This is a genomic window from Curtobacterium sp. MCBA15_005 (genome assembly GCF_001864855.1).
Taxonomy (GTDB): Bacteria; Actinomycetota; Actinomycetes; order Actinomycetales; family Microbacteriaceae; genus Curtobacterium; species Curtobacterium flaccumfaciens.
Genome location: NZ_MJGL01000056.1, coordinates 167,030 through 188,051 on the forward strand (window position 1 = coordinate 167,030; position 21,022 = coordinate 188,051).

The following is a 21,022-nucleotide window of genomic DNA, read 5'->3' on the forward strand; positions in this document are numbered from 1 at the left end:
GACTAGTCCCGCACGGGCACCGCGACGTGCTCCGTCGGCACCGCGACGTGCTCGGGCACCGCGACGTCGATGTCGAGCCCGAGGTCGAGCGCCCGCGCCGAGTGGGTCAGCGCCCCGACCGAGATGACGTCGACGCCGGTGGCCGCGATCGCCGCGACGGTGTCGAGCGAGACGCCTCCCGAGGCCTCGACGAGCGCGCGCCCGGCGACGATCCCGACCCCGGTCACGAGTTCGTCCGGGGTGAAGTTGTCGAGCATGATCGTGTCGACCCCCGCCGCGACGACGGGTTCGATCTGGTCGATGCGGTCCACCTCGACCTCCACGTGCACGGTGTGCCCGAGCCGCTGGCGGGCCTGGGCGATCGCGTCGCCGATGCCGATCCCGCCGGCCAGGAGCACCGCCAGGTGGTTGTCCTTGGCGAGCACGGCGTCGGAGAGCGAGGTGCGGTGGTTGTGTCCGCCACCGCACCGGACGGCGTACCGCTCGAGTGCTCGGAGGCCCGGCGTCGTCTTCCGGGTGTCGACGATCCGCGCGGCGGTGCCCGCGGCGGCCGCGACGTGGGCCGCGGTGGTCGTCGCGATGCCCGACATCCGCTGGACCAGGTTGAGGGCGACCCGTTCTGCCCGCAGCACGGCCCGCGCCGACCCGGTCACGGTCGCGAGGACGTCGCCCGCCGCGAAGGGCGTGCCGTCGGCGACGTGCACCACGGCCTGGATCGCCGGGTCGACGGCGTGCATCACGGCGACGAACACCGCCCCGCCGCTCAGCACGCCCGGCTCGCGCGCGCCGAGGGTCGCGGTCGCGGTCGCCTCGGCGGGGATCAGGGTCTCGCTGGTGACGTCGCCCCAGGGCGCGTCCTCCTCGAGGGCGGTCTCGATCACGCGACGGAGCGCGTGCGGCGGGATGGTACCGGGGTCGGTGGTCATGCGGGTACCTCCTGCGGGACGGCTGCGGAGCCGTCGGCGCGTTCGTCCGTGTGCTCGTCGGTGTGGTCGGCGACCCAGGCGTACGAGGCCGGGGCGGTGGGGTCGGTGTCGGGGTGGTCGGTGCGGGCGTGCGCCCCGCGGGACTCGGTGCGGGCCTCGGCGGCGAGCGCGACGAGTCGGGCCAGATCGAGGAGCGCACGGTCCTCGTGCTCGCGCACGCCGCCGCCGGTCGGCGCCGTCAGCGCGTCGAGGTCGCGGCGTGCGCTGGCCAGCCCGACGGCGTCACGGAGCAGCCCGACCCGGTCCGTCATGACGGACTGGACCGCCTGCCGGACGGCACCGTCGTCGTCGAGGTGGGTCGCGCCTCCAGGCAGGGTCGGACTGGGCCCACGCCTGCCGGTTCCGGCGCGCTGCGGAGCCTGCGGAGCGGCGTGACGGCCGAGCAGGTGGGGAGAGGCCCGGATCGCGTCGGCCGCTTCGGGCACGCTGGTGACGTGGAGACCGGCGTCCCCGCGCAGGCGGAGCAGGCCGGGTCGGGGCGCGGCGACCGCGTCCGCTGCGCGGACCGCGAAGACGAGTCCCTCGAGCAGGGAGTTCGAGGCGAGCCGGTTGGCGCCGTGGACCCCGGTGCAGGCGGCTTCGCCGACGGCGAGCAGTCCGGGCAGGCTGGTGCGGCCCTCGGCGTCGGTCGCGATGCCGCCCATCGAGTAGTGCGCGGCCGGTGCGACGGGGACGCCTTCGCGGGTCCAGTCGAACCCGGCGGCGCGGGTGGCCCGGGTGAGTCCGGGGAACCGCGTGACCAGGAACGCGGCGTCGAGGCCGGTGGCGTCGAGGAGCACGGGCGCGCCGCCCTGGTCGCGCACCGCGGCGGCGATCCCCCGGGCGACGACGTCACGCGGGGCGAGCTCGGCGTCCGGGTGCACGTCGGTCATGAAGCGGTGCCCGGCGGCGTCGCGGAGCACGGCACCTTCACCGCGGACGGCTTCGGACACCAGGCCGCCACCGGGGACGGCAAGCCGCGTCGGGTGGAACTGGACGAACTCCAGGTCGGCGAGGACGGCGCCGGCGCGCCAGGCGGCGGCGACCCCGTCACCGGTCGCGACCAGGGGGTTCGTCGTCTCGCGGTACAGGTGTCCGGCTCCCCCGGACGCGATGACGACGGCGTCCGCGTCGAGCCGGCGGGGTTCCCCGAGCAGGTCGAGGACGTCGACGCCGACGACCACGCCGCCGCGGACGACCAGGTCGGTCAGGCTCGTGCGCTCCAGGATCGTGACGTGTCGGCGGTGCAGTGCCGCGATGAGGGTGCGTTCGATGGCGGCTCCGGTCGCGTCACCGTCGGCGTGCACGACGCGCCACCGGCCGTGCGCGGCCTCACGACCGCGGGCGAGGTCGTCGCCGTACCGGTCGAGGGTCGCCGGGTCCGACGACCGGTCGAAGGGCACCCCGAGGGCGAGCAGGTCGCGGACGCGGGCCGGACCGTCGGTGCACAGGACCTCGACGGCCCGGGCGTCGGCGCTGCCCGCCGCGGCGACGTGGGTGTCGGCCTGGTGCAGCGCCGCGGAGTCGTCGGCGCCGAGCGCCACCGCGATCCCGCCCTGGGCGTACGCGGTGGCGCTGTCGGCGAGCGCCCCCTTCGTCACCAGGGTGACGTCGTGCAGGGCACTGGCGCGGATCGCTGCGGTCAGGCCGGCGATGCCGGACCCGACGATGACGACGTGCACGGTGGTCTCCCTCGTTCGGTCGGGTCCGCGTCTCAGCCGCGGGGCTTGGCGGCGAGCATCCGCTCGAGCGCCACCTTGGCGTCGGCCTGCACGTCGGCGGGGACGACGATCTCGTTGAGGACCTCGCCGCGGACGAGTGCCTCGAGCACCCAGGCGAGGTAGCCCGGGTGGATCCGGTACATCGTCGAGCAGGGGCAGACGACCGGGTCGAGGCAGAAGATCGTGTGCTGCGGGTACTCGGCGGCGAGCCGGTTCACCATGTTGATCTCGGTGCCGATCGCGAAGGTGGTCGGCTCGGTCGCCGCGGCGACGGTCTTCCGGATCAGGTCGGTGCTGCCGGCGTGGTCGGCGGCGTCGACGACGCCCATCGGGCACTCAGGGTGCACGATGACCTGCACGCCCGGGTGCTCGCGGCGGGCCTGGTCGATCTGGTCGACGGTGAAGCGGCGGTGCACCGAGCAGAAGCCGTGCCAGAGGATGACCTTGGCCTCGAGCAGCTCCGCGGCGGTGTTGCCCCCACCGGGCTTCCGGGGGTTCCACATCGGCATCAGGTCGGTGCTGATGCCCATCGCCTTCGCGGTGTTGCGGCCGAGGTGCTGGTCGGGGAAGAACAGGACGCGCTGCCCGCGCTCGAAGGCCCACTCGAGCACCGTCGCGGCGTTCGACGAGGTGCAGACGATGCCACCGTTCCGACCGCAGAAGGCCTTGAGGTCGGCGGCGGAGTTCATGTAGGTGACCGGGATCACGGGGACGCGACCGTCGGCGTCGGGCTCGGTGCCGTAGACCGCCGTCAGCTCCGCCCACGCGGCCTCGACGCTGTCGATGTCCGCCATGTCGGCCATCGAGCAGCCGGCGGCCAGGTTCGGCAGGATGACGCGCTGGTCGTCGCGCGCCAGGATGTCGGCGGTCTCGGCCATGAAGTGCACCCCGCAGAACACGATCGCCTCGGCGTCGGGCTTCGTCAGGGCGGCGTTCGCGAGCTGGAACGAGTCGCCGAGGAAGTCCGCGTGCCGGACGACCTCGTCGCGCTGGTAGAAGTGCCCGAGGACGACGACCCGGTCGCCGAGGGTGGCCTTCGCCCGCTCGATGCGCTCGTGGAGCTCGTCGGTCGGGGCCGTCTTGTACTCGTCGGGCAGGACACCCTGGCGCGGGGCACTCGTCGGGATGACGTCGGACATCGACGACCCCGGGCCGTACCCGGGGCGGGAGTCGAAGTCCCACGTCGGCATCGCGAGGTCGGGCGTGCAGGTGCTGCCGGCGGCCCTGCCGTTGGAGATGAGTTCGATCGTCGTGGCGATGGACACGGGGTTTCCTATCGGTTCCGCTGCTGGTGCTGATCGGCCCCGGTCTGCAGCGGGCCGTTGTCCGCGTAGGCCAGGTCGGGGTTCGAGCGGTACAGCCGGGCCGGACGGTGCCGGCCCCCGCTCGTGGTCTCGTCGGTCGGCAGGACCGCGTCGGTCTTCTCGACCTGCCGACGGAAGTTCGCGGGGTCGAGTGCTCGGCCGAGCACCGCCTCGTACACGCCCCGGAGTTCGGCGAGGGTGAAGCGGTCGCCGAGGAACGCCTGCGCGATCCGCGAGTACGACATCTTGTTGCGCAGCCGCCACAGGGCGTACTCGACGATGCGGTCGTGGTCGAAGGCGAGCGGCGGGTGCTCGTCGGCCAGGAACCACCGGACGTTCCAGTCGTCGGGCACGACGTTCGCCTCGTCCGGGTGCACGAGCGCCCAGTACACGATCGACACCACGCGGCTCGGGGAACGTGCGACATCACCGAACGCGTACAGCTGCTCGAGGTACCGCGGCTGGACGTTCGTCGTCTCGCGCAGTCGGGCGGCCGCGGAGTCCTCGAGGCCCTCGTCGTCGCCGACCCAGCCGCCGGGGAGCGCCCAGGAACCCTCGAACGGTTCGGCGACGCGACGGACGAGCGGCATCCACAGCGCCGGGGCCCCGGTGTCGGGGTGCGGGCGCAGTGCGACGATCACGGTGGAGACCGCGACGCGGATGCCTGCTTCGTCCATGATGAAGATAGTGTCAATTTGACTCGAAGTGTTCGGGTTGGGATGACACTATCACTGCCGACGCGGTGCGCTCGTCACGAGCCGGAAACAGATCGTCACGGGGCCGAAAACTCCCGGGAGGCCGCCGCGGTTAGCGTGGAGGACATGACGACGGTGACGAGGGTGCATGCCGTGGTGTCGGGGACGGTCCAGGGGGTCGGCTTCCGGTACTGGACCGCTCGGAAGGCGGACGGGCTCGACCTCGTCGGCTACGCGAGGAACCTCTGGGACGGCACGGTGGAGGTCGAGGCAGAGGGACCCTCGGTCGCCGTGGACTCGTTGGTCGAGTGCCTGCGCACCGGGCCGCCGTCGGCGACCGTGACCGACGTCAGCCTGCGGTCGGTGGTACCGCACGGCGACGCCGACGGGTTCGCGATCCTGCACTGAGCCGACGTGCGTGGGAGCTGCGCCGACGACCGGCGTGCTCGGCACCGATCGTTCACCTGCGGATGTCGGAGCGAAGCGGAATAATCGCATCCACTCAGGGAGTTGGCCTGTCTGCGCGTCCTGCGCCACACCCGTTCCACCCGTCGTGACCCACCAGGAGCACCCGCATGACCCAGGCCGTCGATTCCGCCCCCCGCACGGGAAGCGTCTCGCAGCCGTCCGCTGCCGAGACCCGACTCGTGATCGGGCTGCTGCTCGTCTCCGCGTTCGTCGTCATCCTCAACGAGACCATCATGGGCGTGGCCCTGCCCCGGCTCATGGACGACCTGGACATCAGCGCCGCGACCGGCCAATGGCTGACCACCGGCTTCCTGCTCACCATGGCGGTCGTCATCCCGATCACCGGGTTCCTGCTGCAGCGCTTCAACACCCGACCGGTGTTCGTCTGGGCGATGGGCCTGTTCTCGGTCGGCACGCTGATCGCCCTGCTCGCGCCGGGCTTCACCGTCCTGCTCGTCGGCCGCATCGTGCAGGCCAGCGGCACCGCGATCATGATGCCGCTGCTGATGACGACGGTCCTGACCCTCGTCGACCCCGCGCACCGTGGCCGCATCATGGGCAACATCTCGATCGTCATCTCGGTCGCGCCGGCCATCGGCCCGACGATCTCCGGCCTGATCCTCAACGCGTTCTCGTGGCGCTGGCTGTTCGGCTTCGTGCTGCCCATCGCGATCGCGGCGCTCATCCTCGGCATGGTCAAGGTGCAGAACGTCTCGACGCCACGCAAGGCGCCGATCGACGTCGTCTCGGTCGTGCTCTCCGCCTTCGCGTTCGGCGGCATCGTCTACGGCCTGTCCAGCATCGGCGAAGCCGGCACGACCGGTCCGCTCGTCCCGGTGACCGCCCTGGTCGTCGGTGCCGTCGCCCTCGCGGTGTTCATCGTCCGGCAGACGCGCCTGCAGCGCACCGACAGCGCCCTGCTCGACCTGCGCACCTTCCGCACCCGCGGCTTCACGGTGCCGATCGTCGCGATGGGCCTGAGCTTCATGGCGATGTTCGGCACGCTCATCCTGCTGCCGATCTACCTGGAGCGCGTCCTCGGCCTCGAGGTCCTGCAGGTCGGCCTGCTGCTGCTCCCCGGTGGTCTGCTGATGGGCCTGCTCTCCCCCATCGTCGGTCGCATCTACGACCGCCGTGGCCCGCGCGTGCTGCTCATCCCCGGATCGATCATCGTCAGCGCCGTGCTCTGGGCGCTCTCCACCGTCGGTGTCGACACCAGCGTGTGGTTCGTCCTCGGTGCGCACGTGGTGCTGAGCATCGGCCTGGCCCTGACCTTCACGCCGCTGTTCACCGCGGCGCTCGGTGGGCTGCCCCCGAAGCTGTACTCGCACGGCAGCGCGGTGCTCGGCACGGCGCAGCAGCTCGCCGGTGCGGCGGGCACCGCCCTGTTCGTCACGCTGCTGACGATCGGTGCGGCCACCGCCGTCGAGGGCTCCGGTGCCCGTGGGGTCCAGGTGGCCACCGCGTCGGGCGTCGGTACCGCCTTCATGGTCGGCGCGATCATCTCGCTGTTCGGCATCCTGGCGTCGGTGTTCGTCCGTCGGCCCGAGGTGCCCGAAGGCGCGCCGACGCCCCCGCCCGTGCACTGACCGACGAGCCTCGCGCACTGACCGACGAGCAGGGCCGGACGCCGAACCCGTGACGGGACCGGCGCCCGGCCCGCTCCCGTCTCCGGCCCGCGTGGCAGGGTGGGCGCCATGCGGTCGACGACGAGCGAGCTCAACTGGTCCGGCACGGTCACGTACACGGCCGAACGGGTCGTCCGCCCGTCGTCGGTCGACGAGGCCGCCCAGGTCGTGGCCGACGCCGATCGGGTGCACGGCCTCGGCACCCGGCACTCGTTCAACGACGTCGCCGACACCGCGGGCACCCTGCTCGACCTGACCGGCATCCCCACCGACCTGGTCGTCGACGCCGAGCACCGCACCGTCACGCTCGGGGCCGGCACCCGGTACGGCGACGTCGCGGCCGACATCGACCGGGCCGGGTTCGCCCTGCACAACACGGGGTCCCTGCCGCACATCTCGGTCGGGGGTGCGGTCGCGACCGGCACCCACGGTTCCGGCACGGCACTGGGGTCGCTCGCCACCGCGGTGCGCGCGTTCGAAGTGCTCGGTCCGGACGGCTCCGCCCGGACGATCGACCGGACGGACCCCGCGTTCGACGGTGCCGTGCTGCACCTCGGCCTGCTCGGCATCGTGACCCGGGTGACCCTCGACGTCGAACCTGCCTACCGGATGCGTCAGGACGTCTACGGCGCGATCCCCTGGGACACCTTCACGGCGAACGTCGCCGAGGTGCACGCCGCCGCGTACTCGGTGTGCGCCTACACGGTGTTCGGCGACGCGATCACCGAGGTCCTGGTGAAGTCACGCGTCCCCGACGGCGCCGAGGACGTGCCGGTGCCCGAAGCGCTGGCCGGCGCACGCCGGCTGCCCGGCACCCCCGGCGACGACCGCCGGACCGCGCGCGACGGCTCGGTCGGCCCGTGGTGGGACCGCCTGCCGCACTTCCCGATCGGGTCCGTCCCGAGCCACGGGTCCGAGGTGCAGAGCGAGCACTTCGTCCCGCTCCGGCACGCGGCGGCCGCCCTCGATGCGCTCCGGGGGCTCGCCGACCGGATCCAGCCGCACCTGCACGTCTGCGAACTCCGGACGATGTCGGCGGACGACCTCTGGCTCAGCCCGACCCAGGGCGAGGACGTGCTCTGCATCGCGTTCACCTGGAAGAAGCACCCGGGCGAGGTCGCCGCGCTCCTGCCCGACCTGGAGTCCCGGCTCGCAGCCTTCGACGGCCGACCGCACTGGGGCAAGATGAGCTCGCTCGACCACGCGGCGATCGCCGGGCTGTACCCGCGGCTGGCGGACTTCCGCGACCTCGTCGCCCGGGCCGACCCGGAGCGGACGTTCGCATCCGCGTTCGGCGAGCGGGTGCTCGGGACCTGAGCCGGGCCTCCAGGCCGTGCCCCGGAACCAGGTTCCGGACACGGCACCACGGGATCGCGCGGTGCGGTGTCCGGAACCTGGTTCCAGAGGCGGGAACGCACCCGATGCGTGCCCCGCTAGTCGGTCGTGAACGCGAGCGGCGTGATCGTCCGCGTCTCGCCGTCCCAGTGCCGGACGCCGCCGACGTCGAGCGTCTCCGGCAGCGGCACAGCGCGCAGCGCAGCGACGGCGCGCGGCAGGTCCTCGTCACGCACCCGGCGGGCCAGCGTGACGTGCGGCGACCAGTGCCCGGGCACCGACGTCTCGACGCCGCCGGGGGCGACCGCGTGCACCTCGCCGTGGAAGGTCGTGAGTGCCGCGTCGACGACCACCGCGCGCACGAGGACCGACCGACCGGCACCCGCGGGGAAGAGCAGCAGCCCGCCGAGCCGGATCGAGGTCGGCACCGACGTGCGGAACCCCGCAGGCACGGGCAGCGTGTCCCCGGCGGCCAGGGTGACGTGCGGCGCGTTCGACGGCGACGGGTGCCGGCCGAGGCTCGGCAGGTCCACGTCGATCAGGGCCTGCCAGGCGGACCGCACGGCGGCGTCCGACTCCGGACCGAGGACGAGTTCGATGCTGCGCACGGTCCGAGTCAACCAAGTCGTTTCGGGGCGCGTGCTCCCCCGCAGGCGGCACGGGTCGAGTGCTGCGTAACACGACGGAACGGAACTCGCCCCGGGGGTGGACCGCACGTCACACTCGTCTCCACGCCGCGGACCACCGCGGCTCCCCCACACGCACGGCCCACGAGGAGCACCAGCATGTCCGCAGCCCCCGCACTGCCCGAGAAGCCGAAGGGCAAGCGCCCGATCGGCTGGATCGTCGCCGCCGCGATCGTCGTCGTGGCGATCGTCGTCGCCGTCATCGTCGGAGCCGTCCGCTCCGGGAGCAACGACGCCGGTGCCGCCGGTGACGCCGCCCCGAAGACCGTCACGATCGGTGTCGCGGACAAGTCGCTCGGCTACTGGAGCACGTACACGAAGCTCGCGAAGGACAAGCTCAACGTCACCGTCAAGCTGACGAACTTCTCGGACTACTCGCTGCCGAACCCCGCCCTCAAGGACGGCCAGCTGGACATCAACCAGTTCCAGCACATCCAGTACCTGGCGGACTACAACGTCACCTCCGACGACGACCTGCAGCCGATCGGTTCGACCGCCGTGTACCCGCTGCCGCTCTACGCGACGAAGTACGACAAGCCGTCCGAGCTGCCCGCGAACGCGAAGGTCGCGATCCCGAACGACTCGATCAACCAGGCCCGTGCGCTCCTGATCCTGCAGGCGGCGGACCTGATCACGCTCAAGGACGGCGGCTCGGCGTTCTCCACCGCGGACGACATCAAGACGAAGAAGGTCGACGTCCAGCCCCTCGACGCCTCGCAGACCGCGAACGCGCTGCAGCAGGGCTCCGTCGCCGCCGCCGTCGTGAACAACAACTTCGCCACCGCCGCCGGCCTGCCGATCTCGGACGCGATCTACCAGGACGACCCCTCGAGCGCGAGCGCCGCCCCGTACGTGAACGTGTTCGCCGTCCGCGACGAGGACAAGGGCAACAAGACCTACCTCGAGCTGGCGGAGCTGTTCCAGGACGACGCCGTGCAGAAGGCCTTCGCGAAGGACCTGCCCGAGGCCGTCGCCCGCGACGAGAGCGCCTCGAAGCTGCAGGACGAGCTCGCCCAGGTCGAGCAGGACGCGAAGGCGGCCAAGCAGTAGTGCCGGTCCTCGTCGAACTCCGCGGCGTCTCGAAGCACTACCGCCGCGCCGACACCGGCGAGACCGTGGTGGCCGTCGAGGACGTCTCCCTGGACGTGCACCAGGGAGAGGTCCTCGGCGTCATCGGGTACTCCGGTGCCGGCAAGTCCACCCTGGTCCGCCTGGTCAACGCGCTGGAACTGCCGAGTTCCGGCACGGTGACCGTCGCGGGCCGTGAACTGACGGCGATCCCCGAGCGGGACCGCCGTCTGGCGCGTCGCAACATCGGGATGATCTTCCAGCAGTTCAACCTGTTCCGGTCCCGCACGATCGCCGGCAACGTCGCGTACCCGCTCAAGGTCGCCGGCGTGCCGAAGGCCGAGCGGAACCGTCGCGTCGCCGAGCTGCTCGACTTCGTCGGCCTGCTCGAGCGCGCCCACGCCTACCCGGAGCAGCTGTCCGGCGGCCAGAAGCAGCGCGTCGGCATCGCACGCGCCCTCGCCGCATCGCCCGACCTGCTGCTCGCCGACGAGGCGACCAGCGCCCTCGACCCGGAGACCACGTCCGAGGTGCTCGCGCTGCTCCGCCGGGTCAACCGGGAGCTCGGCGTCACCATCATCGTCATCACGCACGAGATGGACGCCGTGCGGCAGATCGCCGACCGGGTCGCCGTGATGGAGCAGGGGCGGGTCGTCGAGGTCGGGGACGTCTACGACGTGTTCTCGACTCCGAAGACCGGCGCCGCGCAGCGCTTCGTCCGCACCGCGCTGCACGACCGGCCCTCCCCCGAGACGCTCCGGCGCCTGCGGGACCGCCACCCGGGTCGGCTCGTCACGGTGCAGATCACCGACGAGGCCGGGCTGCAGAACCGCATCGACGCCGCGTTCCGCGCCGCCGGGGTCACCGCCGAGCTCGTCTACGGCGGGGTCGGCGAGATCCGGGAGCGCCGGATCGGGTCGCTCACCTACGAGCTGAGCGACGCCAGCGGCGGGCCAGGCGGGCCAGGCCGGCCAGGCGGTCCCGGCGGGTCGGGTGCGTCCGGTGCGTCCGGCGCGCCCGGCTCCATCGACGCCGCGATCGCCGCACTCCGCGCCGACGGCGTCACGACCGACGAGGAGGCCGCCGCGTGAACAACAACTCGTTCCAGAGCGTGATCGACACGTTCGACGTCTTCCTCGCCGCCATCCGCGACACCATCGTGATGTCGCTGATCTCGCTGGTCATCGCCGGGATCATCGGCCTCGCGCTCGGCCTGCTGCTGTACGCGACCCGGCCGGGCAACGTCCTCGGCAACCGCACCGCGTACACGGTGCTCAACGTGTTCGTGAACCTGATCCGCCCGATCCCGTTCGTGATCTTCCTCGCGGCGATCGCGCCGCTGTCACGGGTCGTCGTGCAGACCACGATCGGTGTCCCCGCGGTGACCTTCGCGATCTCGTTGGCCGCGGCCTTCGCGGTGTCCCGGATCGTCGAGCAGAACCTGCTGTCCGTCGACCCGGGCGTCGTCGAGGCGGCTCGGGCTTCGGGTGCTCACCCCGTGTCGATCCTGCTGACGGTGCTCATCCCCGAGGGCCTCGGCCCCCTGATCCTCGGGTACACGTTCATCTACATCGGCATCGTCGACATGACGGCGCAGGGCGCGCTGATCGGTGGCGGCGGACTCGGCGAGTACGCGATCACCTACGGCTCGCAGCGCTACGACTGGTGGGTGGTCTACGTCTCGGTGGCGGCGATCGTCGTCATCGTGCAGCTCGGCCAGTTCATCGGCAACCGCTTGGCGCGCGCGACGCTGCGTCGCTGACGAAGGCTCGCGGGGCGCCGGTGCACCGCCCTGGAGGCCCGGTGCCAGTCCACGAGACCGGCACCGGGCCTCCAGGGCGTCGCCGCTTCGACGGACGCGCCCAGCGTCGTGCGCTGAGCGGTCACGACTCCCCGCTCACCTCCGCCGAAGGTCGCACGAACCGTCGCCCGACGCCCCCGCAACCGACAGATCCCGACCACTCGACGCCACACCCGCGGCACGTCGACCTGCCTCGGCACGAGCCGCCGCCGCCCGACGACGCGCACGGCACCGACTGCCGAGCGGTCACGACTCCCCGCTCACCTCCGCCGAAGGCGCACGAACCGTCGTCCGACGCCCCCGCAACCGACAGATCCCGACCACTCGGCGCCACACCCGCGGCACGTCGAGCAACCTCGGCACACGCCACCGAGGAACCGCCAACCCGCTCGGCACCGACTGCCGAGCGGTCACGACTCCCCGCTCACCTCCGCCGAAGGCGCACGAACCGTCGCCCGCCGCCCCCGCAACCAACAGATCCTGGCCACTCGACGCCACACCCGCGGCACGTCGAGCGACCTCGGCACGAGCGGCCAGCGGCAGCGGTAGGTCAGGCGGCGGGAGCCTCGACTGTGGTGACGGCGCCGGTCTCGCCGGGGTGCTCGTAGTGGGCACGCACCAGGATCGGGCGGTGGTCGGAGATGCCGGCCGGCAGGGTCTCGACGCCGGCGATGTGCAGGCCGACGCTCGTCGCGAAGTCGAAGTGGCCGGTGAACTTGCGGTAGCGCAGGTACGTCGGCTGGTCGGACAGCGACAGGGCGAAGCCGTGCTGCTCGATCTTGCGGCGCAGGTTCGTCTGGAACCACGGGTAGTTGAAGTCACCGACCATGACCGCGGGGACGTCCTTCGCCAGCTCGCGCAGGAACTGGTGCGCCGCCTCGATCTGCTTGCGGCGCAGCGAGTTCGTCGCGGTGAGCGGTGAGGCGTGGAACGAGGCGACGACGACCTCGGCGTCGGCCTCGGTGTCACGCAGGTGCATCGCGATGAGCCGCTCGTGCGCGGGTGCGAGGACCCGGTCGTGCAGCGACTTCTGCAGGGAGTGGATGCTGAAGTCCTGCACCTCGAAGCGGTCGTCGCGCTTGTAGATCGCGAGCCCGAGTCGGTTGGTGCGGGTCGACGCGGCGAGCGAGAGGCCGCCGATCGACGGTGCGAGGTCGTTGCTGTCGCACTCCTGCACGCACAGGACGTCGGCTTCGGAGGCCTCGGCCAGTGCGGCGAGCTCGCTGTTCGCGGTGTGCTCGCGGAGGTTGTAACTGACGACACGGAGCTGCGTGGGCTGCACGGTCTGCTCTGATGCGATCGTGCTCTGCTGCTCTGGCGCGGCCATGCTGCCTTCCTGTCCGGGTGTTCCGGTCACCCTGCCGCGGTCACCGTACTCGGGTACCGCGGACGGTTGCTGAGACTGTAACGCCTGCCGGGTTTCGTCCGTGTGACCGTGACGGAAACGGACAGCGGCGGGATCAGGCGCGGACACGGCGGACCGGGCGGACGGTGTCGCCCGCTGTGCGACTCATCAGGATGCCCTCGACGCAGGCGACGACGAGCAGGGCGGCGATGACCCAGAACGCGGCCGTGTACGGTCCGTCACCGCCCAGGCCGGAGGCCGCACGGATGACCACGGCGGCGACGGCGACACCGAAGCCCGCGGCGGTCTGCTGCAGCGTCGACGACAGCGTGTTCGCGGGGGTCATGTCGGCCTGTTCGACGTCGGCGAAGGCGATCGTGTTGTACGCCGTGAAGCCCACGGAGCGGGCTGCACCGCTGACGACGAGCAGCACGGCGAGCAGCCAGAACGGGGTGTCCTCGGTCATGAACGCCATCGCGACCACGGTCAGCGCGGCGACGGCCGACGACACGATGATCACCGGGCGGTAGCCGAACCAGCGGAGGAACGGGGTCGTCATCGGCTTGATGCCGAGGTTGCCGACGAACACCCACAGCACCGCGGACCCGGCGAGCACGGCGCTCCAGCCCCAGGCGTCCTGGAACAGCAGCGGGAGCACGAACGGCACCGCGGACACCGCCAGGCGGAACAGGCTGCCGCCGGCGTGCGACACCCGGAAGGTCTCGAGTCGGAACGCGTCGAGCCCCATGATCGGGTGCGGAGCCCGGCGGAAGTGCCGGATCGCGAGCCAGCAGCACACCGCGCCGAGGACCCCGGAGACGACGACCGCGGTGACCGGCACGACCTCCAGCGCGAGCAGCGAGGCCATCACCACGAGCGAGCCGAGCCCGACGCAGGCGAGCAGCGACCCGAACCAATCGAACGGCACGCGCTGCGCCGCACGCTCCTGCGGCACGAGCACCAGGGCGGCGACGAAGGCGATGACGCCGAGCGGGATGTTGATGAGGAAGATCCAGTGCCACGTCAGCGTCTCGACGAGGACCCCGCCGATGAACGGCGCGATGATCGGTGCGGCGAGGGCCGGCCAGGTCAGGATGGCGATGGCGGTGACGAGTTGTTCGCGCCCGGCGCTCCGGAGCACGACGAGGCGGCCGACGGGCACCATGAGCGCCCCACCGAGGCCCTGCAGGATGCGCCACAGCGTCAGCTCGACCAGCCCGGTGGACAGCGCGCACAGGGCCGACGCGATCGTGAACAGCGCGATGGCACCGGCGAAGACGGTCCGGGAACCGATCCGGTCGGTGAGCCAGCCGGACACCGGGATGAACACCGCGAGCGTCACGAGGTACGCGGTGATCGCGACGCCCACCGCGGCGGAGTCGACCCCGAGGTCACGCCCCATGGCCGGGGCGGCGGTCGCCAGGATCGTGCCGTCCAGGAGCTCCATGAAGAAGGTCCCGGCCACCAGCACGGCGACCGCCGTGCTGCCCGTCCGTCGTCTGGGTGTCGTCGCCGTCGTCGTCATCGCCCACCGAGACTATGCCCGCGGACGTCCGCGCCGTCACGGACGGGCCGCCCGCCGGACGCCGCACCGGCCGCCCACCTTGCGCGACGCGGCGCGCACGACGCGGGACGGGCCTCCAGGCGCGGTTCCGGGCGATCCTCATGCTCGGGCCGACTACCCTGGCCGGGTGCCGACCCGACCACCCGAACGCCGAGGAACTCGCGCGTGAGCCGCACCGACAGCGCCGCTGTGGTCGCCGCGGGCACGGCCAGCGGTCGACGACGTGTCCTGGACACCGTGGCCTCCCTGCCGGCGTGGGCGGCGGTCCTGCTCGTCTGGACGGGCGGCCGGGTCCTGTCGACCCTGTGGCTCGCGCTCGCGTACCCGCTCATCGATCGTGCGCTTCCGGGAAACGCGATCTGGGGCAACGAGCACGGGTTCGGCGCCTTCCTGGTGGCGTGGGACGGGCAGTACTACGAGCAGATCTCGCTGCACGGGTACCCCGACGCGCTGCCGCTCGACGCCGCCGGCAACGTCGCACAGAACGCCTGGGCCTTCCTGCCGGCGTTCCCCTTCACGATCCGGGCGCTGACCGCCTCGACCGGGGTGCCGTTCGAACTCGGCGCCCCGCTCGTCGCGATCGTCGCCGGACTGCTCGCCACCTACCTGCTGCACCGCCTGGTGCGGGACCGGGCCGGGCACGCCGCGGCGATGTGGGCGGTCTTCTTCTTCAGCTGCGGTCCGCTCTCGTTCCTGCTGCAGGTCGGGTACGCGGAGAGCATGTTCCTCGCGCTGTCGTTCGGGGCGCTGCTCGCCCTGGAGCGTCGGCGCTACGGGCTCCTGACGGCACTCGGCGTCGCCGCGGCGTTCACCCGCCCGGGCGCCCTGGCGATCCCGCTCGTGCTCGGCGTCGTCGCACTCGTGCGGTGGGTCCGTGCACGGCGCGAGACCGGCCGGGTGTTCGAGGGCTTCCCGCTCCGCGAGCAGGTCCGGGTCGTCGCCGCGGGGCTGACCATGGTCCTCGCCGGGCTCGCCTGGCCGGTGATCGCCTCGCACGTCACCGGGACGCCGAACGCCTACCTGGAGACCGAGATGTCCTGGTGGGTGAACTTCATCGGCCGGGTGGACTTCGTGCCGCTGACGCCGTGGTTCCTGATCGCGGGGCGCTGGCTCGGCGTGGGCGGGATCCTGATCGTGGTGTTCCTGCTCGTCACGTACCCGGTCTGGTTGCTGCGCCGGTCGACGCTGCGGCTCGGTCCCACGACGGTGCTGTACTCGGCCGCGTACGCGCTGTACATCTTCGCGGTGTCGCTGCCGATGGCCTCGACCCCGCGGCTGCTCATGCCGCTCGCGCCGCTGTTCGGGTCACCCGAGCTGGTCGCGAAGCCCTGGATGCGGTGGACCTTCGTGACGGCCGCGTTGGCCGGGCAGCCGGTGCTGGTCGCGGTGCTGTGGCTGCTCGGCCCTCCGTGAGCGGCTGACGCGCAGCCCGAGCATGCACCGGGCACGACACCGCGCCCCGCGCCCCGCGCCCCGCGCCCCGCGCCCCGACATGACACGACGCCGCCGTCCCGACAGGACGGCGGCGTCGCGCGTCGTGCGTCATGCGTCGCGTCTCAGGCGTCGCGCCTCAGAGCTCGATCGTGCCGTGGTCGCCGGTGTCCGGCTGACTCTGCTTGCCGAGCGCCGCCTTGAACATCTGCACCAGGCTGCCGACCGGACCGGTGTCCTGGGTCCAGTACTCGACCGAGACCCCCTCGACCGTCAGCAGCCGGATCGACGGGTCCTGGCGGCCCTCCGGGAACCAGGCCTCGGCGAACGGGGACCACAGCTCGTCGACGACCGAGTCGTCCTGGGTCACGGTCGCGGTCCCGGCGATGGACAGGTACCCGCCCTGCGACTCGATCGAGACGTTGACGTGCGGGTTCCGCGCGATGTCCTCGACCTTCTCGCTGCCGTCCTGCACCAGGAACCGCAGGGTCCCGTGGAACGTCTTGTCCTGCACCGCGAGGGGCCTGGCGTGCAGGTTCCCGTCCTCACTCACCGTGGTGAGCAGTGCCGTGTGGGCGCCGTGGACGATGTCCGAGATGGCGGCGCGCTGGTCCGTCTGTGTGTCGGTCATGGTGCTCCTTTGCGTCATGCGCCCCGCTCCGCTCGACGTGCGACCGTCGGTGCACGGGGCCGTACCGTTCCGACCAGTGTGCCCCTCCGGCGCTGGACGCGTCAGCCCCGCGCGTCGAGGTGGTCCGGTCCAGGTCGGCCTGGAGGCCCGGCACACGTCCGCCACGCCGCCCCCGCCCGGCACGCGTGCTGTCCACGACGTCGGGATCGTGAGCACACGATGTCGCCTCCACACCGGCGAACCGACCGTTCCTGCTCACGAAGTGGGACAGGGGCCGGGCGCGCGGCAGGGAGGCCGGGGTCAGGCGGGTTCGCGGATGGTGGTCTCGACGTCGACGACCTGCGGGATCTTCGGCATCGAGGCGAAGCCGAACGCCACGGGCGGGTCGAGCGGCGCCAGGCCCCCGAGCGGCTCCCCCGCCCAGGTCCCCCGCACGCCGGTGACGTCGTGCGCCCCGGTCACGCCGTAGTACTCGCGGCGACCGTTGCCCGCCGATCCCGCCGTGCCGGACCCCGGCGCGAGCAGCCGTGCCACGGGGTCGATCGCCGCGAGCCAGCGCGGGTCGCGGGCGATCGGCTTCGGGACGATGCGCAGGATCCGGCCGAGCGGCGAGATGCCGCCGACGTCGATCGAGGCCTGCAGTGCCCCGGCGGACAGCTCGAGGCCGCCGGCGGTGCGGCGGGCGCGGACGTCGACGACCGAGACGGTGTCGAAGCGGTAGGTGCCGGAGACGTACGCGGCGACGATCTCGTCGGGTGCGAGCAGCACGCTGGTGCCGTCGGGGAGTTCGAGGAACACGTCCGTGAAGGGGCCGAACGGCGAGCGGTCCCACATCCCGACGACGATCCGGACGCCCGACGTGGTGCCGACGCCCATGATCCGGCCGCGGAACCGGCGTTCGACGACGGAGTCGGAGGCGTGACCAGCAGCGGGACCGGAGGCGTGGTCGGGGCGTGACGACATGCCCTGGACCGTACCCGCGGCCCCCGTGAGCCGATCTCGGCGGCCACCCCGGGCCTCCCGGCCGTTGCCCGCGCGCCCGCTGCCCGCCGGAACCTGAACGCAAGACACCGGTGTCCACGTTCCGAACACCCGCGAAGGGTGGTGTGGAGCGCGAACACCGGTGTTTTGCGGACCGGACCGACCGGACCGGACCGGACCGGACCGGCGTCCGTCAGGCGACGGGGACGGGCTGCGCCAGCAGCTCGCGCACGCGGGGTGCGACCTCGGTGCCGTAGAGCTCGATCGAGCGCATCATGTCGGCGTGCGGCAGACGACCCGTGGCGTACCGCATGTCGAAGCGCGAGGCGCCGAGGATCCGCATGTTGCGCGCGACCTTCCGGGCGACGGTCTCCGGGGAGCCGACGTAGAGCGAACCGCCGGCCGACAGGCTCGCGCGGTACCCGGCGACGTCGAGGGGCGGCCAGCCGCGCTCCCGGCCGAGCTGGTCGGTGACGGCCTTGTGGTACGGCCAGTAGCGCTCGGCGGCCTCTTCGTCGGTGGCGGCCACGAAGCCGGGCGAGTGCATCGCGATGGGCTGCTGCGGCAGGTCGAGCTGCGCGAGGGCCTGGCGGTACAGGCGCGAGAACGGGGCGAACTGGGCGGGCTGCCCGCCGATGATGGCGAGGAACAGCGGCAGGCCGTACGACGCGGCACGGATGACCGATTGCGGGGAGCCGCCGACGCCGATCCAGGTCGGGATGGCGCCGTGCTCGAGCTTCGGGAAGACGTCCTGGTCGACCAGGCCCGCGCGCTTCGTGCCGGACCAGGTGACGGCGTCGCCGCCGCGCAGGGCCGCCCAGAGCTGGAGCTTCTCCTCGAACAGGACCTCGTAGTCGCTCAGCTCGTAGCCGAACAGGGGGAACGACTCGGTGAAGGATCCACGGCCCAGGATGACCTCGGCGCGGCCGTTCGACAGGGCGTCGACGGTGGCGAAGCGCTCGTACACGCGGACGGGGTCGTCGGAGGACAGCACCGTGACCGCTGATCCCATGCGGATGCGCTCGGTGCTGGCGGCGATCGCGGCGAGGACGACCTCGGGGGCGCTGACGACGAAGTCGGCTCGGTGGTGCTCCCCGACGCCGATGAAGTCGACGCCGACCTGGTCGGCGAGGACGGCCTGGTCGACGACGTCGCGGATGCTCTGCGCGTCGGACTGCAGGCTGCCGTCGGCGCGCTCGGTGACGTCGCCGAAGGTGTCGAGGCCGAGCTGCAGCGGTCCGATCCGGTCGGGTGCGGGCGGCGGGACGTCCGAGGGACGGTCGGTGCCGAATGCGTTGCTCATGGTGTCCTCCTGGTCGCACTTCCATGCGTTTGCATCAACATAGCACGGCGGCGGCGTGCGCGCACGGCGTCAGCGGCCGGACCGGGACTGGGCCCGGGCGGCGCGCGGCCGGGGTCGGCCAGCCCGGACGAGTACGGTCACCCGCATGCCGAACCTCCCCGACCAGACCGGACGCCGCATCGTCGTCACCGGGTCCAACAGCGGCACCGGACAAGAGGCCGCCCTGCGCCTCGCCGGAGCCGGCGCCAGCGTCGTGCTCGCCGTCCGCAGCACCGAGAAGGGCGAGACCGCCGCCGCCGGCATCCGCGCCGCCCACCCCGCAGCCGACGTGGAGGTCCGCGAACTCGACCTCGCCGACCTGGCGAGCGTCCGCCGCTTCGCCAGCGGCATCGTCGACGAGGAACGTCCGATCGACGTCCTGGTCAACAACGCCGGCGTGATGGCGCCGCCGGAGCGCTTCGAGACCGTCGACGGCTTCGAGCTGCAGTTCGGCACGAACTTCCTCGGCCCGTTCGCCCTGACGAACCTGTTGCTGCCGTCCCTGCTGCGTGCGCGCACGCCCCTCACCGACGGCCCCCTGGCCGAGGCGCCCCGGGTCGTCACGATGTCGAGCCTCGCCGCGATCCCCGGCCGGATCCGCTTCGCCGACCTGCAGTGGGAGCGCGGCTACAACGGCTGGCGCGCCTACGCGCAGTCGAAGCTCGCCGACCTGCTGCTCGCGCTGCACCTGCACCGCCTGACGGTCGAGGCCGACGTGCCCCTGGTCAGCACCGCCGCCCACCCCGGCTACACCCGGACGAACCTGCAGGCCGCGGGACGCTCGCTCGGTCGGTCGAAGCCGGTGCGGTCGAGCAACCGCGCCCTGCCGTTCACCCAGGCCGTCGAGCAGGGCACCGAGCCGCTGCTGTACGCGGCGGTCGGGCCGAACGCGGTGGGCGGCGCGTACTACGGCCCCTCGGGTCCGTTCGGCATGACCGGTCCGACCACCACCGTGTCGATCCCCGGATCCGCGCGGAGCGCCGACCTCGCCCGCTCGCTCTGGGCCGTCGCCGAGGACCTCACCGGGACGCGCCCACCGCTCTAGCCGCGACCGCGGGGGTCGCGCTGGCCGCGCTAGCCGCGCTGGTCGCGCCCCTCGCACGGTGCGAGGGGCGCCGCGACCCGTGCGAGGTTCCGGACGTGGTGCGAGGGGGCGCGGGTCGCACCGAGGACGCAACCTCGCACCACTCGGACGTCGTGCGCGCCGGGACGCGGGCGCGGGGCGCGGACGGGAGGCCCGGGGCGGGTCCGGCACGCCGCCGACGTCAGGCGCGGTGCAGCTCCACCGACCCGTCCAGCCGACCGGGTTCGGTCAGGCGGGCGTGCTGCAGGACGGTGCGGCCCGGCGCGATCGCTGCGGCGACGATCGACAGGGTCGTCATGTGGCCCTCGGCCTCGTGCACGTCGCGGAGGATCGCGTCGGGGTGGTCGCTCGGCAGCGCTGCGGACTCCGCGAGCACGCCGAACCAGCCGCCCCAGCCGTCCCCGGCGTCACCACCGGAGTCCACGGTGCGGAGTTCGTCGAACGATCCGAGCACCGGCGGGCCGGACGGGGCGTCGACGGCACGGAAGGCCTCGAGCCACCGACCGATGCGTGGCGCTGCGGGGTCGTCGGCCGCACCGTGCGTGACCATGTGGACGCCGGGGCCGAGGTCGGTGGCGCGGACCTGTTCGCCGTCCCAGGTCAGCACCGAGGCGCCCTCGGCCGTGGCGCGCACCAGGTTGAAGGCCCGCGTGGTCGGCAACGTGCCGTCGTGACCGGGCAGCAGGTCGTCGGCGACGGCGTCCACCGGCACCACGCCACGAGTCGTCCAGGTGCCGTCGACGCTCGTCACGGGTTCGGCGCGGTTGAGCACCACGGCCAGGCCGGCTCGGTCGGACGCGGCGAGCCACGCACCACCGGCGGAGCGGTCACGGACACCACGGAGGTCCGGGTCGCGGTCCGGCCACCAGGCAGCGGGCGGGTCCCACGGACGCTCGGGCGACTCGTCCCGCAGGGCGAGCACGGTGACGGGCCACGCGGACCCGGGGTCGACGCGGACGACGACGGTGCACAT

General features: G+C 72.5%; 19 protein-coding genes. 8 read left to right on the plus strand and 11 right to left on the minus strand.

Translation table 11 applies throughout. From position 1 onward, the window contains the following. Window positions 1–2: 2 nt before the first annotated feature. Genes nadC through BIU89_RS14500 form a run of 4 tightly spaced genes read right to left on the minus strand, consistent with a single transcriptional unit; the run spans window position 3 to window position 4,667 of the window. Window positions 3–926, minus strand: coding sequence for a carboxylating nicotinate-nucleotide diphosphorylase (nadC, locus tag BIU89_RS14485; RefSeq protein ID WP_071247535.1), 924 nt, complete (start codon window positions 924–926; stop codon window positions 3–5). Next, window positions 923–2,647 (minus strand): L-aspartate oxidase, encoded by a 1,725-nt coding sequence (locus BIU89_RS14490; RefSeq protein WP_071247538.1) that lies wholly within the window; start codon window positions 2,645–2,647, stop codon window positions 923–925. The genes nadC and BIU89_RS14490 overlap by 4 nt, the downstream gene beginning before the upstream one ends. 32 nt (window positions 2,648–2,679) lie before the next feature. Further along, a complete protein-coding gene (gene nadA / locus BIU89_RS14495) occupies window positions 2,680–3,951 on the minus strand; it encodes a quinolinate synthase NadA (RefSeq protein ID WP_071247541.1) in 1,272 nt (423 codons plus the stop codon). An 8-nt stretch (window positions 3,952–3,959) separates the two neighbouring features. Further along, window positions 3,960–4,667 carry an NUDIX hydrolase gene (locus BIU89_RS14500; RefSeq protein WP_071247543.1) on the minus strand — a complete coding sequence of 236 codons (708 nt, stop codon included), beginning with the start codon at window positions 4,665–4,667 and terminating at the stop codon, window positions 3,960–3,962. Between the two features lie 144 nt (window positions 4,668–4,811). Here BIU89_RS14500 and BIU89_RS14505 point away from each other — a divergent pair, with 144 nt between their 5' ends. The 3 genes from BIU89_RS14505 (at window position 4,812) to BIU89_RS14515 (ending at window position 8,098) form a co-directional block, all read left to right on the plus strand. Next, window positions 4,812–5,093: an acylphosphatase gene (locus tag BIU89_RS14505; protein ID WP_071247546.1), complete on the plus strand. Its 282-nt coding sequence runs from the start codon at window positions 4,812–4,814 to the stop codon at window positions 5,091–5,093. Window positions 5,094–5,260: 167 nt separating this feature from the next. Then, window positions 5,261–6,742, plus strand: a complete 1,482-nt coding sequence (locus BIU89_RS14510) for an MDR family MFS transporter (protein WP_027466292.1) — start codon at window positions 5,261–5,263, stop codon at window positions 6,740–6,742. A 108-nt stretch (window positions 6,743–6,850) separates the two neighbouring features. Next, window positions 6,851–8,098, plus strand: a complete 1,248-nt coding sequence (locus tag BIU89_RS14515) for a D-arabinono-1,4-lactone oxidase (RefSeq protein WP_071247549.1) — start codon at window positions 6,851–6,853, stop codon at window positions 8,096–8,098. A 116-nt stretch (window positions 8,099–8,214) separates the two neighbouring features. Here BIU89_RS14515 and BIU89_RS14520 read toward each other — a convergent pair whose 3' ends face one another. Then, window positions 8,215–8,724, minus strand: coding sequence for a 2'-5' RNA ligase family protein (locus BIU89_RS14520; protein WP_071247552.1), 510 nt, complete (start codon window positions 8,722–8,724; stop codon window positions 8,215–8,217). 177 nt (window positions 8,725–8,901) lie between these two features. Here BIU89_RS14520 and BIU89_RS14525 point away from each other — a divergent pair, with 177 nt between their 5' ends. From BIU89_RS14525 to BIU89_RS14535, 3 genes are read left to right on the plus strand one after another with little or no spacing between them, the layout of a single operon-like run. Continuing rightward, window positions 8,902–9,852 (plus strand): MetQ/NlpA family ABC transporter substrate-binding protein, encoded by a 951-nt coding sequence (locus tag BIU89_RS14525; RefSeq protein WP_071247556.1) that lies wholly within the window; start codon window positions 8,902–8,904, stop codon window positions 9,850–9,852. Then, entirely contained in the window at window positions 9,852–10,961 is a 1,110-nt protein-coding gene (locus BIU89_RS14530; protein ID WP_071247559.1) for a methionine ABC transporter ATP-binding protein, read from the plus strand. Before BIU89_RS14525 ends, BIU89_RS14530 begins: the two co-directional genes overlap by 1 nt. Then, complete coding sequence (locus BIU89_RS14535) at window positions 10,958–11,632, plus strand: methionine ABC transporter permease (RefSeq protein ID WP_071247562.1); 675 nt, start codon at window positions 10,958–10,960, stop codon at window positions 11,630–11,632. The genes BIU89_RS14530 and BIU89_RS14535 overlap by 4 nt, the downstream gene beginning before the upstream one ends. A 589-nt stretch (window positions 11,633–12,221) precedes the next feature. Here the strand turns inward: BIU89_RS14535 and BIU89_RS14540 are convergent. Beyond that, on the minus strand, window positions 12,222–12,998 hold the full coding sequence (locus BIU89_RS14540; RefSeq protein WP_051596881.1) for an endonuclease/exonuclease/phosphatase family protein: 777 nt from the start codon (window positions 12,996–12,998) through the stop codon (window positions 12,222–12,224). A 133-nt stretch (window positions 12,999–13,131) separates the two neighbouring features. Further along, window positions 13,132–14,541, minus strand: coding sequence for an MFS transporter (locus BIU89_RS14545; protein WP_071247565.1), 1,410 nt, complete (start codon window positions 14,539–14,541; stop codon window positions 13,132–13,134). A 204-nt stretch (window positions 14,542–14,745) separates the two neighbouring features. Between BIU89_RS14545 and BIU89_RS14550 the strand changes: the two genes are divergently transcribed. Then, window positions 14,746–15,993 (plus strand): hypothetical protein, encoded by a 1,248-nt coding sequence (locus BIU89_RS14550; protein ID WP_083404389.1) that lies wholly within the window; start codon window positions 14,746–14,748, stop codon window positions 15,991–15,993. 157 nt (window positions 15,994–16,150) lie between these two features. On the opposite strand, the gene BIU89_RS14555 is transcribed toward BIU89_RS14550, so the two are convergent. The 3 genes from BIU89_RS14555 to BIU89_RS14565 form a co-directional block, all read right to left on the minus strand. After that, the gene (locus tag BIU89_RS14555) at window positions 16,151–16,642 is read right to left on the minus strand and encodes a pyridoxamine 5'-phosphate oxidase family protein (RefSeq protein ID WP_071247568.1); all 492 of its coding nucleotides are present in this window, start codon (window positions 16,640–16,642) and stop codon (window positions 16,151–16,153) included. Window positions 16,643–16,942: 300 nt separating this feature from the next. After that, complete coding sequence (locus tag BIU89_RS14560; protein ID WP_083404391.1) at window positions 16,943–17,605, minus strand: hypothetical protein; 663 nt, start codon at window positions 17,603–17,605, stop codon at window positions 16,943–16,945. Between the two features lie 211 nt (window positions 17,606–17,816). Beyond that, window positions 17,817–18,926 (minus strand): LLM class flavin-dependent oxidoreductase, encoded by a 1,110-nt coding sequence (locus BIU89_RS14565; RefSeq protein WP_111233255.1) that lies wholly within the window; start codon window positions 18,924–18,926, stop codon window positions 17,817–17,819. 145 nt (window positions 18,927–19,071) lie between these two features. Between BIU89_RS14565 and BIU89_RS14570 the strand changes: the two genes are divergently transcribed. Next, window positions 19,072–20,010, plus strand: a complete 939-nt coding sequence (locus tag BIU89_RS14570; RefSeq protein ID WP_071247571.1) for an SDR family oxidoreductase — start codon at window positions 19,072–19,074, stop codon at window positions 20,008–20,010. Window positions 20,011–20,230: 220 nt separating this feature from the next. On the opposite strand, the gene BIU89_RS14575 is transcribed toward BIU89_RS14570, so the two are convergent. Continuing rightward, complete coding sequence (locus tag BIU89_RS14575) at window positions 20,231–21,022, minus strand: NRDE family protein (RefSeq protein ID WP_071247574.1); 792 nt, start codon at window positions 21,020–21,022, stop codon at window positions 20,231–20,233.